We start from the raw sequence: 13,784 nt of genomic DNA, 5'->3' as shown, positions 1-13,784 counted from the left end.
ATCGAGCACACCGATCCGATGGGTAAGGCTGCGTTGGCGGCGCGGGTCGCCGCAGACATTCCCGCCGGCTCTTTCGTCAATCTGGGCATCGGGCAGCCCACCACGGTCGCGGACCACCTCGACCCCGCGCGTGGTGTGGTGTTGCACACGGAGAACGGCATGCTCGGCATGGGGCCCGCGGCCGAAGGCGACGATATCGACCTGGACCTCACCAACGCGGGCAAGGTGCCCGTGACTGAGCTCCCCGGTGCCGCGTACTTCCACCACGCCGATTCGTTCGCAATGATGCGCGGAGGTCATCTGGACTACGCGGTAATGGGCGCATTCCAGGTCTCGTACGGCGGCGATCTCGCCAACTGGAGCACCGGCGCACCCGGCTCCATCCCTGCTGTTGGCGGCGCCATGGATCTGGCCACCGGCGCCCGGCAAGTCCTGGTGATGATGACGTTGTTCGCGAAGGATGGCAGCCCCAAGCTGGTCCCGTCCTGCACCTACCCGCTCACCGGCGTCGGCTGTGTGAACCGGGTGTACACGCCGGAGGCGATCATCGAGTGCGGCCCTGCGGGGGCCGTGATCGCCGAGACCTTCGGCGTGCCGGCCCGGGAACTGCTCGCGAGGCTCACGCGTGGCTGATCCGATCGTCGCCACCCGGCACGGTCCCGTCGGTGCCTCCACGGCTTCCGACGGCGATCAGGCGCCCACGGTCGTGTTGCTGCACGGGTTCCTGTTCTCCCGGCGGATGTGGGAGCCGCAGCTGCGCTCGCTCGCCGCTGCGGGATACCGCGCCGTGGCGGTCGACCTCCTGGGGTTCGGCGACACTGCACCGGTGGGCCGCACGATCCCCCTCGAGCACCACGCGCAGGCCGCTCTGGACGTTCTCGACGCGCTCGGCGCGCGCACCTTCGCCGCGGTCGGTTACTCGATGGGCGGACAGGTCGCCCTCGAGCTCGCCGACGTGGCCGGGCCCCGGCTGACCCGCATGCTGCTCAGTGACACGTTCGCCTGGCTCGACACTGACGAGGTTCGGAAGGGGCGGCATGCCCTCGCCGACCGGCTGGAGGCCGAGGGCACCGCCGCGTACGGCGAGGAGTTCCTCCCCGTCGTCCTCGGGCCGACCTCCGTCGCTTCGCGCCCCGAGGCGTGTGCGTCGGCGCGCGCCATGATCGCCGCGGCGCCCGCCGCGGGTGCCGCCGCGGCTCTCCGGGGGCGCGCGGACCGCCGGGATCTGACCGTCGTCGCGGAGCGTTTCACCCGCCCCGCCGCGGTCGTTGTGGGCGCGGAGGACGCCTTCGATCGGGGCGTCCTGGGGGTCGGCCTGGCCGAGGCCCTGGGCGCTGGCGATCCGCACGTGATCGGCGGCGCCGGCCACACGCCGAGCCTCGAGACGCCGGACCGATTCGACGCGGTCCTGCTCCCCTTCCTCTCTCCCGAAAGGTCCTGAACGCACCATGACCGACATCGTCCTCTGCGCGGTGCTCCGCACCCCCGTCGCGCGGTTCACCGGCGCGCTCCGCGAGGTCCCGCCGGAGACCCTGGCTGCCGGCGTGATCCGCGAGCTGATTTCGCGGACGAGTGTCGATCCCGAGGTGATCGACGACGTCGTACTCGGGCAGGCCGGTCCCAACGGCGAGGCGCCCGCGATCGGCCGCATTGCGGCGCTCGACGCGGGTCTCGGCATCGGCGTCCCGGGGCAGCAGGTTGACCGCCGGTGCGGGTCCGGCCTCCAGGCCGTGATCGCGGCGTCCGGCCAGATCGCCACGGGCGGAGCGGAGATCGCGATCGCCGGCGGCGTCGAATCAATGAGCAGGTCCGAGTTCTACACCCTCACGCCCCGTTGGGAGAAGGATGCACCGCCCGGCGAATCTCTCGACCGCCTCGCCCGCGCGCGCGTCACAGCCGGCGGGCACCGGCACCGCGTGCCGGGTGGGATGATCGAGACCGCCGAGAATCTGCGGCGCCGCTACGGGATCTCCCGCGAGGCGCAGGACGACCTGGCCTTCGCCTCGCACCGCAAGGCTGTGGCGGCCCAACGAGAGGGTCGGTTCTCCGCCGAGATCGTCCCCGTCGCCACCGGCGGCGGGCTGGTGGACACCGACGAGCATCCACGGCCGAACGTCGACCGCGCGAAGCTCGGCACCCTGACACCGCTGCGACGGGCCGTCGATCCCGAGGCCACCGTCACCGCCGGGAACGCGAGCGGGCAGAACGACGGCGCGGCTGCGGCGCTCGTCGCCTCGACTAGCGCGGCGCAGCGCCGCGGCCTGCGGCCTGTCGCCCGCCTCGTCTCTTGGGCTGTCGCCGGCGTCGCACCCGAGGAGATGGGCATCGGACCCGTTCCTGCGACCGCCAGTGCGCTCGCGCGGGCCGGTCTGACCCTGACCGACATGGACGTGATCGAACTCAATGAGGCCTTTGCCGCCCAGACGCTGGCCGTTCTCGCGGAATGGGGCCTGCCGGTTGATGATCCGCGGCTCAACCCCAACGGCTCCGGGATCTCCCTCGGACACCCCGTGGGCGCCACCGGTGCTCGTATCCTTGCCACTGGTGTGTGTGAGCTGCAGCGCCGGGAAGGCCGCTACCTCCTAGAGACTATGTGCATCGGTGGCGGGCAGGGCATCGCCGCGATCTTCGAACGGCTCGACTGAACACGCAGTCCGGGTGCGCCGGTCCCCCCTCCGGACGGACCGGCGCACCCGGACCGTGGCGCCCAGCGGCGACGGACCAGGCCGCTCGATCCGGCTGCGTGTCCTATTCCGTTGGCCAGCTCCGCCCGCGCTGGGGGCGGAGCTCGGTGAGCAGGATCCGCGCGGTTGAGATCCCGGACTCGATAGCACCGTCGACCACGACGCCGTTCCAGCCCTTCGCGTAGTCGGCTCCCGCGAAACGCAGCCGGGTGTCAGTGGTGTGAAATCTGCTCCAGCCGTTGAAGAACTGGCCCGAACGCAATGTCGCCCAGGTCTGGCCGGACCACTTATCGGCAACCCAGTCGTGGCCGCCGCAGTCGAGCACGGTCAGGTCCGCGTCCCAGACGTCCAGCGCACGCTGCGCCGAGGCGATGTCGTCGAGCACGATGGCCTCGTGATTCGATCCGAAGCCCACCATGATGGTGGCGTCCTCGTCGCTCAGCATCTTCTCGCTGCGAAGTAGCGAGATCGGGTTGTCACCGGGGGCGCCGGCGATCACGGACCGATGCCCCGCCACCTTGATCCAGATCTTGAAGCCGGTTGAGTTGGTGCCATCCGAGATCACCTCCTGCTGCTCCTCCGGCAGCGGCGGATGGAACTCGATGTGCTGCAAGGCCCCGATCGGCGCAGTCACGATGACCGCATCCGCCCGCTCGACGGTGCCGTCCACGAGCGTGACCTCCGCACCGTCGGCAGTGTGCACGATCCGCTGCACTGGCGTGTTCAGCGAGATGTCGGCGCGCACGTCGTCGGCGATCGCCTGGTACAGCCCGCGCATTCCGTTGGTGAGCTTGAACCGTAGGGTCTGCTCGTCCATGAGCGAGCTGCGGTGGTCGCTGAGTGCGCCCCAGTGTTTGGCCATCAGCGGCGAGGCTGTGGCGGTGTTGCCCTGGTAGCCGGCGGACCAGTAGGAGTCGGCGAGATCGATGTCCTCGTCGCTGTATTCGCCGTTGCGCAGGCAGTCGAGGACGCTACCTTCGTCCGCCGCCAGAAAGCGGGCGACCAGGTCGGGATCGGTGACCGGGTCATTGAGGATGGCCATAGGATCGTGCGGGAAAGGGAAGAACTCGCGGGAGTCCTCGAGAATCTTCGCCTGCAGCCGGCTCAGGGCGGTGTCGAGATCATGTTCGGTACCCCGATGCACCGTACCGCGGCTGTACCAGTAGGCGTCGTCGATGTCGGGACTCGGGAAGATGCCCTGGTTGTACCGCGTGATCTCGGTCCAGACGAAGGGTTGCATCCAGTGCACCCAGGTGGCGCCCATCTCGAGAGTGTGTCCGCCCAAGCATTCGGCGGTCCATGCCCGGCCGCCGATGCGGTCGCGGGCCTCGAAGATCCGCACGTCCACACCGATGCCTTCGAGCTCCCGGGCAGCGGTCAGGCCGGCGAAGCCGGCCCCGACGACGATGACGGAGGGGTGAGAAGTGTTATCGGGCATGAGTTGTCCTAACGATCTGAGGTGAGGCGTCCGTACGCGATTGCCGCCAGGAAGGTGGTCGCGATCAGGGTGAGGAGGATTCCCGCCAGTGTGGGCGAGCCATCGATCAGGGTGGTGAAGTTGCTGATCACCAGGGCTGTGATGCCGAGCAGGCCGAGAGTACCCAGCACCGGGGCGATGCGGGTCTGCCAGAGCCGGGTATCGGAGCCGTCGCGGCGGAAGTAGACGATGATCGCCACCGACGTCAGCACCATCAGCAGCAGGATCGACACGATGGACACTCCGGCCATCCAGGTGAACAGCTGGAGCACCGGGTCGCTGCCGGCGAGGGCGAACGCCCCCACCAACACCGCCGCCCCTGCGGTCTGGACCAATGAGCCGACGTGTGGCGAGCTGTGCCGCGGATGCACGGTCGCCAGGGCCGCAGGGGCGTGCCCGGACCGCGACAGCGCGAACAGATAGCGGACGATGGCATTGTGAAAGGCAAGAAGTGCCGCGAAGAGGCTGGTCACCAGCATCACAAGCATCACGTCCGCGGCCACCGGGCCGAGGAAGCGGGTGGCCGCGGTGATGGTGAGGCCGGCTGCGTCCTGGCGTGCCGTGTCGGCCACCCGGTCGCTGCCGAAGGCGAGGACCACGGCCCAGCTGGCCAGCGCGTACAGGACGCCGACTGTGATCACTGAGACGTAGGTGGCCCTCGGGACGGTGCGCCGCGGGTCACGCGACTCCTCGCCGTAGAGGGCGGTGGCCTCGAAGCCGACGAACGAGCCGATGGCGAACATCAGAGCGATCCCGGGAGATCCGGAGAAGAAGGCCGAGGGCGTGAACGAGACCGTGTCCACGCCGTGCGCTCCACCCCGGAACAGCACGGCGGCCGAGAGCGCCACGATCAGGGCGATCTCGGCGGCCAACAGCACGCCGAGGACCTTGACCCCCAGGTCGATGCTGCGATAGCCGAGCACGCCGACCAGCGCCATCAGCACGAACGCCCACAACCACCAGGGCAGGTCAGGCCCGCCGAACTTCGCCACCACGTCGCGCAGCGTGCTCGCCGCGAGGCCGTAGATCGCCGCCTGGATGGTGGTGTAGGCCAGTAGCGCCACCCCTGCGGCGCCGAGCCCCGGGTCGCGCCCCAGCCCCTTGGTGACGTAGGCGTAGAAGGCGCCGGCGTCGGTGACCGCACCGCTCATGGTGGCGTAGCCGACGCTGAACACCAGCAGGACCACGGCGGCGCAGATGTACGCGAGCGGGGCGCCCGCCCCGTTCCCCGTGGCGATCATCACCGGGAGCGAGCCGGCCACCGCGGTCAACGGCGCGGCCCCGGCGATCACCAGGAAGACGATCCCGCCGACTCCGATGGAGCCGCGTAGTGCGGTGGATCCCCCGGTGGGCTCTGTGGTGCGGGTTCCCTTGCCGAACCGGCCCTCCTCCGTCATCTGCACACCTACAGAACTACGGTGACGGTCTTGGGTTCGGTGTACGAGAGGATTCCCTCGTACCCCAGCTCGCGGCCGACGCCGCTGGCCTTGACGCCGCCCCAGGGCAGCTGCGGCGCCAGCGGCGACCAGCCGTTGACCCCGATCGCGCCGGCGTGCACGCGGGCCGCGATGCGGTGCGCGCGAGACAGGTCGGTGGTCCAGACCGTGGCAGACAGGCCGTACTGGTTGTCGTTGGCCAGCGACACGGCGTCGTCGTCGGAGTCGAACGGCGTGACCAGGCCTACCGGTCCGAAGATCTCCTCGCGAGCGACCACCATGTCGTTGGTGCCGGCCAGTACGGTGGGCTCGACGTAGAATCCAGGGCGGTCCGGGGCCGTGCCGCCGGCCACCACGTCGGCGCCCTCGGCCCGGCCCTGCTGGACCAGGCCGATCACCTTGTCGCGCTGCGCGGCGTTGACCAGCGGCCCCATGGTGGATTCGGGGTCGAAGGGGTCGCCGAGCACCTGCCCGCGGGCCGCACCTGAGAGGCCGTCGAGCACCGCGTCGTACACCGAGCGATGCGCGAGGATCCGGGTGCCGGCGGCGCATACCTGCCCCTGGTTGAAGAACATGCCCATGGCGCAACCTTCGATCGCGGCGTCGAGATCGGCGTCACCGAAGACGATCTGCGGAGCCTTTCCGCCGAGCTCGAGCGCAGTGCGCTTGAAGTTGGTCGCGGAGTTCTGCAGGATCGTGCGGCCGACGGCGGTGGATCCGGTGAACGAGATCTTCGCGATGCCGGGGTGCAGTGCGAGCGCCTCACCGGCCACCTTCCCGATGCCGGGGAGCACGTTGACGGTGCCGGGTGGGAAGCCGGCCTCCGTGATCAGTTCGCCGAGTCGCAGGATGGAGAGCGAGGCGTCCTCGGCGGGCTTGATGATGATGGCGTTGCCACAGGCCAACGCCGGGGCCAGTTTCCACCCCAGGATCATCAGTGGAGCGTTCCACGGCACGATCGCCGCGATCACTCCCATCGCCTCGCGGCGGGTATAGGCGTGCTGTGGCACGGCTGCGCCGAGGTATCCGTCTGTGGCGATCGCCTCACCGTTGATCTTGTCGGCCCACCCTGCGTAGTAACGCAGTGTTGCAATGAAATTCGGAAGCATGAGTGCTGAGCTCATGCCGAGGGGACGACCCATGTCCAGCGACTCGAGCCTCGCGAGCTGCTCGCTGTCGCGCTCGACCAGATCGGCCAGTCGGTGGAGCAGTATCCCTCGCTGCGAAGGGGCGGTGGCGCCCCAGTCGCCCTGGAAGGCGGCGGTCGCGGCGTCCACGGCGTCGTCGACGTCGGATGTCGACGCCGCCGACAGCGTGATGAGCTCCTCGCCGGTCGCCGGATTGGGGGTGCTGAACCGGTCCTGTGCCGGTCGCCACTCGCCCCCGACGAGAAGGTCAGTGGGAAGGTTCGAGACGTCGATCACGAGGACTCCTAGCGGATGATGGTCGGGGCGGTGGCGATGATCGGTGAGCCTGGCCGTGGATGCTGGCGCCGGCTCGCATCGCCAGTGTGACCAAGTTAACTTCGCGGAGCGTGCCGCGGTACTTGGGTGTTGCCTACCGTCTGCTGCGGGAACCTTTACTCGTGAATCTTCATCAATCCCGATCCGCAGCTCACCACCTGATCTGACCAGGTTGACTCGTGCCCCAGGTCGTCAGATGACCTGCTCCGGCCGAGGGATCACGGCAGTCCGTTTCGTCCGATCCCATCCGGATCGACTTCTGCGTCGAATACTTCGTGTCTAGGTAATTCGACGAGGGAGTTGAAATGATTGACACGAAGTTCCGTAGGGGTTCGGCAGCGATCGCAGCGGCGGGTCTGGTCGTCGGTCTCGTCGCCGGGTGTAGCAGCGACAGCAGCGGCGATAGCGCTTCGGCCACGACCGGCATGACGTCCGCGACGTCGACCCAGCCCATGTCGGGCGCGATGTCCAGCCCGATGACGAGCGCGCCTGCGGCGGGTGCCTCGGCGCTGTTCGGCGCCGGCTGCGCGGACTACGCCGCGCAGAACCCCTCCGGCCCCGGTTCGGTCGCAGGGATGGGAGCAGCTCCGGTGGCGACTGCGGCCTCGAACAATCCGCTGTTGACCACCCTCACCTCGGCGATCTCGGGCAAGCTCAATCCCAAGGTGAACCTGGTCGACACTCTCAACGGCGGGCAGTTCACGGTGTTCGCGCCCACGGACGCGGCGTTCGCCAAGATCCCGGCGGAGACCATCGAGAAGCTCAAGGTCGACGATGCGCTGCTGACGAAGATCCTGACGTACCACGTCGTTCCGGGTCAGCTTGCTCCTGAGCAGGTGGCGGGCACGCACAAGACCGTCGAGGGCGGCGAGGTCACCGTGACCGGCACTCCGCAGTCCACCGTGAAGGTCGGCGACGCGACGGTGGTGTGTGGCGGCGTCAAGACCGCGAACGCGACGGTCTACCTCATCGACACCGTCTTGATGCCCAACTAGATCAGCGCCTACGAGCGTTGGACGCCGGGGCGGCCGCATCCGCGGCCGCCCCGGCCCTGCGGTAGACCCGAGTGAGAAGAGAGAAGGGCCTCGAGAATGAGTCTGTTGGATTCGGCGCTGGATCGGTCGATCGCGTTCGGCTACTCGAACATCGGCTTCGCACTGCGAAGGATGCGGTGGGACGGTGGCGATCCGCGTCCCGAATCGCTGGCCGGGCGCACCGTCGTCGTCACCGGCGCCACGTCGGGCATCGGAGCCGCCATCGCCGAGCAGGTCGTGGCCCTGGGTGCGACGGTCGTCATCGTCGGGCGCGACAGTGCGCGCGCCACCGAGGTGCGGGGCGGGATCCTCCGTCGCCATCCGGACGCCACCGTCCTCGTCGAGCTCGGTGACGTCTCCGACCTCGAGGGGCTCCCCGGCCTGGCCGCCCGCCTCGCGCCGCACGGCGTGGACGTGATCGTGCACAACGCCGGTGTGATGCCGCCGGAGTGGACGGCCGCCGGCAACGGCCACGAACTGTCGCTCGCGACGCACGTGCTGGGGCCGGTGCTCCTGACCGACCTGCTCCTGCCGCAGTTGGCCGCCAGTGCCGACGCCCGCGTGATCTTCATGTCGTCGGGCGGTATGTACACCGCGGAGCTCCCCGTCGACGATCTCGACTACCGCACCGGTGAGTACAAGGCAGCCACCGCGTACGCACGGAGCAAGCGCGTCCAAGTGGCGATGGTGCCCCTCCTGGCGCGGCGGTGGGAGTCGGCGGAGGTGACCGTGGCGGGGATGCACCCCGGGTGGGTGTCCACCCCCGGTATCGCCGACTCGCTGCCCGGCTTCACGAAACTGGCGGGCGCTCTGCTGCGGAACGCCGACCAGGGCGCGGATACGGCGGTGTGGCTGGCGGCGACGAAGCCGAAGCCGAGCAACGGCAGATTCTGGCATGACCGTGCCGAGCGACCCGAGCACTACCTGCGCCGCACCGAGTTCAGCGACGACGATCGCCGCGCCGTGTGGCGCCAGGTGTGCTCCTTCGCCGGCATCACCCCCTGATCCGCGCCTCGCTCGACCCGATCCGTCTCGCACACCTCTGGAAGGACAGCTCATGATCACCAAGCAGCAGACCGTGCACACCTCGGCACCCGCGGACGCCGTCTTCGCGTACCTGGCCGACTTCACCCACGCGCAGCAGTGGGATCCCAATGCGATCGCGGTCACGCGCCTCGCCGGCGACGGCGGGGTGGGCTCGGTCTACCGGGTGACGAGCAGGTTCGCCGGCGCCCGCACCGACCTCGACTACGAACTCACCGATCTCGAGCCCACCTCGCTGATCCGGCTCCGCGGGCACAAGAGCTCGTTGACCGCGGTCGACACCATCACCATCGCCCCCGAGGGGGCGGGGAGCGCCGTCACCTACGCGGTGGAGTTCACCTTCCACGGCGCGTTCCGCTTCCTCGAGCCCGTCTTCACCCTCGCCGTGAACAAGCTGTTCACCGACGGGGCCAAGGGGCTCTCGGCGCACTTGGACGCGCTCGGCTGAGGCCCGCGGGGGAGCCGATCGAAGGGCCCGTCCCATCCGCGGCGACCTCGGCTTCGAATAGAGGAGAGCAGGTATTCCCGACAGGAGGCGCCGCACCGTATGGATACGACGATCCGCCAAGGCAGACCACCCCGGATGAGCAGGGACAAGATCGTCGCGACGGCGACCGAGATCATGGCGGAGGAGGGATACGCCGGGCTGTCGATGCGCCGGCTCGCCGACCGGCTGGGTACGAGCCCCATGGGGATCTACTACTACTTCGCGTCGAAGAGCGAGCTGCTCGGCTACCTGTTCAGTAGGCACGACGGTGTCGCCGACTACCGGCGCGATCGACTGCCGGAGGATCCGTGCGAGCGCGTCGTTCAGGCGTCGGAGGCGGTGGTGCGGTTCCTCGAGGCGCAGCCCTGGGCGCTCGCCGGCATCCTGGACGGCTACATCGGGTTCGAGGAGTTCACGCGGAACCATCTGTCGGACCTGACCGACGGCGTCCGCGACCTCGGGCTCGACGGCGAGGAGGCCGCCGCGACGGTCCGCGGGATCTGGAGCATCGTGATCGGCGAGGCGGTGCTCCGCTCGTCCGCGCCCCGGCCCCGTTCGGCCCCGCGGCCGTCCGCCTCGTGCACGGCGACGATGGAGAGCTACCTGGCCGGACGTCTGAACCGGGTGCACTCCCACGCGGAGGCGCAGTGATAGGAACCTTTGCTTGACATATCATCCGAGGCGTACCAGACTTCGGAATCAGTTCCTACACCACTGTACGAATGGATCCGACCAGGGCTGGAGTCGAGCATGGTGTCCCTCAGCAGCAAGGCCGAGACCGAGGTCTGCGCCGCGGAACCCGTCGGCGTGGAGATCCACGCCCGCAACGTCGAGTTCGACTGGGACGCCGTTCCGTTGGAGTGGATCCCGGGCGAGCCTGTAGCCAGCGACATCGTCAGTAGCGTCCTGCACGCCATCCTCCCCGAGGGCGAGCGCTGGTTCTGCGAGGTGTACGTCGAGGCTCTCCCGTACGTGAAGGACGAGGACCTCGCCCGCACCATGCGCGGCTTCATCGGGCAGGAGGCGATGCACGCCGAATCGCACGACCGGGCCCTCGCCGAGTACCTGGAGCGCTGCGGCATCGACACTGCTCCGCTCGCGCGGCAGGCCGAGTACATCTTCCGCAAGATCCTCGCGCCGCGTCGCTACCGGTCGGACCGTGCCCGGTACAACGACATGGTGCAGCGACTCTGGCTGATCGCCGGCATCGAGCACTACACCGCGATCCTCGGCGTCTTCGCGCTCAACAACGCGTGGGACGACTACGACGTGAACCCCGTGATGGCGGACATCTGCCGTTGGCACGGCGCCGAGGAGGTCGAGCACCGGTCCGTCGCGCACGACGTGGCGACGTACTTCGACCCCAGCTACCTGCACCGCGTGCGGGCGATGCTGACGATCGTCTTCTTCCTCGGGCTGACCCTGCACCGCACAACCGGCTACATGCTCCGCACGAACCCGAACTTCAGCTACTCCTATCCGCGACTGTGGTGGGAGTACCTCAAGGCCTCGCATAAGAACCTGCTGCCGAAGATCCGCTCCGTCATCAAGTTCACGCTCATCTACTTCAAGCCGAACTTCGACCCGGCGTCGATCGGCTCCACCGCGCAGGCCGTCGCGTACCTCGCCACGTCGCCCGCGGCCCGCGCCGCGGAGGCCTGACCGCTCCCGGGCTCCGACCCGCCGCCGTGTGACGAGCTATCGCGTGGTCACCGGCGCGGGAGTGGAGGCCTCGGATTCCCGGCGCAAGCTGTACACGACGCCCGCGAGTGCCACGAAGAGCCAGGTCAAGTACCAGATCTGGATGAAGCCGGCAGTATCGAGGATCAGGGAGATGACCAGCATCGCGGCGATGCAGCCCGCGATCCCTCCGCCGAGCTCCGCGATGGCCTGATCCTTCGCCGCCGACGCGCGGCACGCCAACACGAGGGCGATGACCAGCGCGGCGACGAACGTCGCGAGCCCGATGACGCCCGCCTCCATGAGGCGGGAGATGTACTGGTTGTCGAGCACGGGCTGCTTGAGCGCCGGGTACGCGCCGACGCCCTGCCCGAGCCAGGGATGCTCCCAGAAGTTCTCCCGCGCGTAGTCGATTCCGCGCTGGCGGGAATGGAGCGAGTCGTCACCGAGGGCCCCGGCGAACACCGTGACCATCGACGAGACGAATTTCATCTGGAACAGCAGGCCCAGGCCGAACGCGGCCCCGCCGGCCACCAATCCGACGGCGACGCGGGTGATCGGCCAGCGCCAGCACATGACGATGAGGGCTGCCACCGTGCCGACGACCGCGGACCGGGACAGCGTCACCAGCGCCCCGCCCGCGAGGATCGCCGCACAGCTGATCCAGATCCAGAAGGTCGCGGTCTGTCGTGCGCGGGCGTCGAAGGCCAGCGCGAGCGCCAGCGGTGTGATGACCGTGAGCACGGCGCTGAGCTCGAGGGGATGGCCGGCACTCCCCTGGGGACGGGCCACACCCTCGCGCATGAGATTCGTGACGATCTGGTAATCGCTGAAGTTGAGTCCGGGCAGCGTGAAATAGACCGCGAGGTCGATGCCGGTCCCCACCTTGACCAGGCCGAACCAGGCGGACAGGGTCGCGCCGAGAACGAGCCCGCCGAGCACGATGCGGAGGCCACCCACGGATCGGATCACGGTGAGCAGGAACAGCACGGTGCCGAGGATGTACAGGTCGCCCAGCACGTAGCGGTCGAGCGCGATCTGGGCGACGTGCGGCACGCCGCGCATCATGCTGGCACCGAAGGACAGGAACGAGGTGGTCACGTACAGCAGCACCGTGACGAGGGTGATGCGCTCGCGGATCGGGCCCGAGAACCCCGTGATGTTCAAGCACACCCACGTGATGCCGGCGGCGGCGAACATCGCCTGCCCCACGCTCAGCCCGAACGTCCCGGGCACGGTGAAGGTCTGCTGCATCCCGAGGAGGAAGAAGCAGGCGGTGCCGACGAAGAGTGCGAACGCGAGGTCGGGCGGCCTGTCCTGCGTTCCTTCGGTGTTCCGCACCGCCTGCCGGGTCTCCGTCGCCGACAGCGCACCGCGGTCGGTGACGAGCGTCATCGCGCGCTCTGCGCCCGCGGGAGCTCGAGGTCGTCCGCGGTCTCGTCGGCCCGCGCCGTCCCGCCCGGCGGCGCGTCGGCGGCGGTTCCCGGCGCACCCGTGGCCGGCTGATCCGCGACCTCGCTGGTCGTGGCGCCCGGCGCCGGGGGAGCGGTTTCGTCGAGTTCGGGCAGGGGGATCTCGTCGGCCTCCGGGACCTCCTCGACGCGGTCGCGCCACCGGGTCATGGCGCGCCGGGCCGCATCGCCGGGGGGCCGGATCGGGATCGCTGCGGGCACCGTGCGCGACGGTGCGTCCTCCGCCGCCGGGACGACCCCTGACAGCGCGGGCGACTCCGCCGCCGGAGCCGCGGCGACGACGGGGAACTGCTCCGTCGGTGCATCGGCGGCCGGGGTGCTGGCGGCGGCCGTGCTGCGCCGCCGCTTGAGTGCCTCCATCGCGGCTGCGGCGACGAGGCACAGCGCCAGCATCGCGAGGGCGGCGCCCATCGCGAGCCCCAGGGCCGCCCGCATCGCGTTGCCGCCCACCTCGGTGCCGGGGGTGGGCGCGACGGGGACGCGCAGGTCGGCGAAGGTGTTGCCGACGACGCCCGCATCGACCTGCATCCGCCGGAACTCGGCGCGCCAGAAGTCGATGAGCGCCTTCGCGCCGGCCTCGGCCTGTTGAGGCTGGGGCGCGGACACGGTGTAGGTGATGAGCGGGGAGATCTGCTTCGGGTTGCCCTCACCCACCGAGGCGACCATGACGACGTCGGGCGATGCGCCTGCCGCCGCGAGTGCTGCGCGGCCACGGGGGCCCTGCGCGACGACGGTGAGCACCTGCGCGATCTGGGCCGAGCCGTAGTCGAGGTCGGTGAAGGGGTTGTCCTTGGCGTTGGTGCTGCCGGCGCCGGGGGGAATCACGAGGACCGCGGCGGTGCTCTCGAAGTGGGACGTGGTCGACTTCCACCCGATCGCGCCGCCGGCGAGCCCGGCGGCGATCACCAGAACGATGATCAGGGGTTTGGTCAGCACCCAGCGCAGGAAGCCGGCGACGTTCATTGCGGAGTATCCCCTAGCGCAGTTGCAATTGCATCGTACGAGCG

General features: G+C 69.3%; 13 protein-coding genes. 8 read left to right on the top strand and 5 right to left on the bottom strand.

All coding sequences use genetic code 11. The annotated features are described in order from the left end of the window. Positions 1 to 18 precede the first annotated feature (18 nt). From FK529_RS02940 to FK529_RS02930, 3 genes are read left to right on the top strand one after another with little or no spacing between them, the layout of a single operon-like run. Positions 19 to 633, top strand: a complete 615-nt coding sequence (locus tag FK529_RS02940; protein ID WP_438947169.1) for a 3-oxoacid CoA-transferase subunit B — start codon at positions 19 to 21, stop codon at positions 631 to 633. Continuing rightward, positions 626 to 1,441: an alpha/beta fold hydrolase gene (locus FK529_RS02935; protein WP_231702889.1), complete on the top strand. Its 816-nt coding sequence runs from the start codon at positions 626 to 628 to the stop codon at positions 1,439 to 1,441. The genes FK529_RS02940 and FK529_RS02935 overlap by 8 nt, the downstream gene beginning before the upstream one ends. Positions 1,442 to 1,448: 7 nt before the next feature. Next, on the top strand, positions 1,449 to 2,645 hold the full coding sequence (locus FK529_RS02930; RefSeq protein WP_146559390.1) for an acetyl-CoA C-acetyltransferase: 1,197 nt from the start codon (positions 1,449 to 1,451) through the stop codon (positions 2,643 to 2,645). Positions 2,646 to 2,748: 103 nt separating this feature from the next. On the opposite strand, the gene FK529_RS02925 is transcribed toward FK529_RS02930, so the two are convergent. The 3 genes from FK529_RS02925 to FK529_RS02915 are packed head-to-tail and all read right to left on the bottom strand — an operon-like array spanning position 2,749 to position 7,021. Continuing rightward, positions 2,749 to 4,122 (bottom strand): flavin monoamine oxidase family protein, encoded by a 1,374-nt coding sequence (locus tag FK529_RS02925; RefSeq protein ID WP_146559388.1) that lies wholly within the window; start codon positions 4,120 to 4,122, stop codon positions 2,749 to 2,751. Between the two features lie 8 nt (positions 4,123 to 4,130). Then, positions 4,131 to 5,558 (bottom strand): APC family permease, encoded by a 1,428-nt coding sequence (locus FK529_RS02920; protein ID WP_146559386.1) that lies wholly within the window; start codon positions 5,556 to 5,558, stop codon positions 4,131 to 4,133. Positions 5,559 to 5,566: 8 nt separating this feature from the next. After that, positions 5,567 to 7,021, bottom strand: coding sequence for an aldehyde dehydrogenase family protein (locus FK529_RS02915; protein ID WP_146559384.1), 1,455 nt, complete (start codon positions 7,019 to 7,021; stop codon positions 5,567 to 5,569). 344 nt (positions 7,022 to 7,365) lie between these two features. On the opposite strand from FK529_RS02915, the gene FK529_RS02910 reads away from it, so the two are divergent. From FK529_RS02910 to FK529_RS02890, 5 genes are all read left to right on the top strand, one after another. After that, on the top strand, positions 7,366 to 8,055 hold the full coding sequence (locus tag FK529_RS02910) for a fasciclin domain-containing protein (RefSeq protein ID WP_146559382.1): 690 nt from the start codon (positions 7,366 to 7,368) through the stop codon (positions 8,053 to 8,055). 96 nt (positions 8,056 to 8,151) lie between these two features. Then, the gene (locus FK529_RS02905; protein WP_146559380.1) at positions 8,152 to 9,099 is read left to right on the top strand and encodes an SDR family NAD(P)-dependent oxidoreductase; all 948 of its coding nucleotides are present in this window, start codon (positions 8,152 to 8,154) and stop codon (positions 9,097 to 9,099) included. Between the two features lie 52 nt (positions 9,100 to 9,151). Next, positions 9,152 to 9,586, top strand: a complete 435-nt coding sequence (locus FK529_RS02900) for an SRPBCC family protein (protein WP_146559378.1) — start codon at positions 9,152 to 9,154, stop codon at positions 9,584 to 9,586. Between the two features lie 135 nt (positions 9,587 to 9,721). Continuing rightward, positions 9,722 to 10,276, top strand: a complete 555-nt coding sequence (locus FK529_RS02895; protein ID WP_158635032.1) for a TetR/AcrR family transcriptional regulator — start codon at positions 9,722 to 9,724, stop codon at positions 10,274 to 10,276. 99 nt (positions 10,277 to 10,375) lie between these two features. Then, a complete protein-coding gene (locus FK529_RS02890) occupies positions 10,376 to 11,287 on the top strand; it encodes a metal-dependent hydrolase (RefSeq protein WP_146559374.1) in 912 nt (303 codons plus the stop codon). Between the two features lie 36 nt (positions 11,288 to 11,323). Here the strand turns inward: FK529_RS02890 and FK529_RS02885 are convergent, their stop codons facing one another. Then, the gene (locus FK529_RS02885) at positions 11,324 to 12,700 is read right to left on the bottom strand and encodes an O-antigen ligase family protein (RefSeq protein WP_146559372.1); all 1,377 of its coding nucleotides are present in this window, start codon (positions 12,698 to 12,700) and stop codon (positions 11,324 to 11,326) included. Continuing rightward, a complete protein-coding gene (locus FK529_RS02880) occupies positions 12,697 to 13,740 on the bottom strand; it encodes a hypothetical protein (protein ID WP_146559370.1) in 1,044 nt (347 codons plus the stop codon). Before FK529_RS02880 ends, FK529_RS02885 begins: the two co-directional genes overlap by 4 nt. Between the last annotated feature and the right edge of the window lie 44 nt (positions 13,741 to 13,784).

This window comes from Tsukamurella asaccharolytica (assembly GCF_007858435.1).
Taxonomy (GTDB): domain Bacteria; phylum Actinomycetota; class Actinomycetes; order Mycobacteriales; family Mycobacteriaceae; genus Tsukamurella; species Tsukamurella asaccharolytica.
The sequence above is the reverse complement of the archived record's forward strand: the minus strand, read 5'-3'. Positions and strand labels throughout refer to the sequence as shown.

Coding starts and splice junctions, on each gene's coding strand:
- FK529_RS02940 (WP_438947169.1), top strand. CDS start 19: ATGGGTAAGGCTGCGTTGGCGGCGCGGGTCGCCGCAGACATTCCCGCC.
- FK529_RS02930 (WP_146559390.1), top strand. CDS start 1,449: ATGACCGACATCGTCCTCTGCGCGGTGCTCCGCACCCCCGTCGCGCGG.
- FK529_RS02925 (WP_146559388.1), bottom strand. CDS start 4,122: ATGCCCGATAACACTTCTCACCCCTCCGTCATCGTCGTCGGGGCCGGC.
- FK529_RS02920 (WP_146559386.1), bottom strand. CDS start 5,558: ATGACGGAGGAGGGCCGGTTCGGCAAGGGAACCCGCACCACAGAGCCC.
- FK529_RS02910 (WP_146559382.1), top strand. CDS start 7,366: ATGATTGACACGAAGTTCCGTAGGGGTTCGGCAGCGATCGCAGCGGCG.
- FK529_RS02905 (WP_146559380.1), top strand. CDS start 8,152: ATGAGTCTGTTGGATTCGGCGCTGGATCGGTCGATCGCGTTCGGCTAC.
- FK529_RS02900 (WP_146559378.1), top strand. CDS start 9,152: ATGATCACCAAGCAGCAGACCGTGCACACCTCGGCACCCGCGGACGCC.
- FK529_RS02895 (WP_158635032.1), top strand. CDS start 9,722: ATGAGCAGGGACAAGATCGTCGCGACGGCGACCGAGATCATGGCGGAG.
- FK529_RS02890 (WP_146559374.1), top strand. CDS start 10,376: ATGGTGTCCCTCAGCAGCAAGGCCGAGACCGAGGTCTGCGCCGCGGAA.
- FK529_RS02885 (WP_146559372.1), bottom strand. CDS start 12,700: ATGACGCTCGTCACCGACCGCGGTGCGCTGTCGGCGACGGAGACCCGG.
- FK529_RS02880 (WP_146559370.1), bottom strand. CDS start 13,740: ATGAACGTCGCCGGCTTCCTGCGCTGGGTGCTGACCAAACCCCTGATC.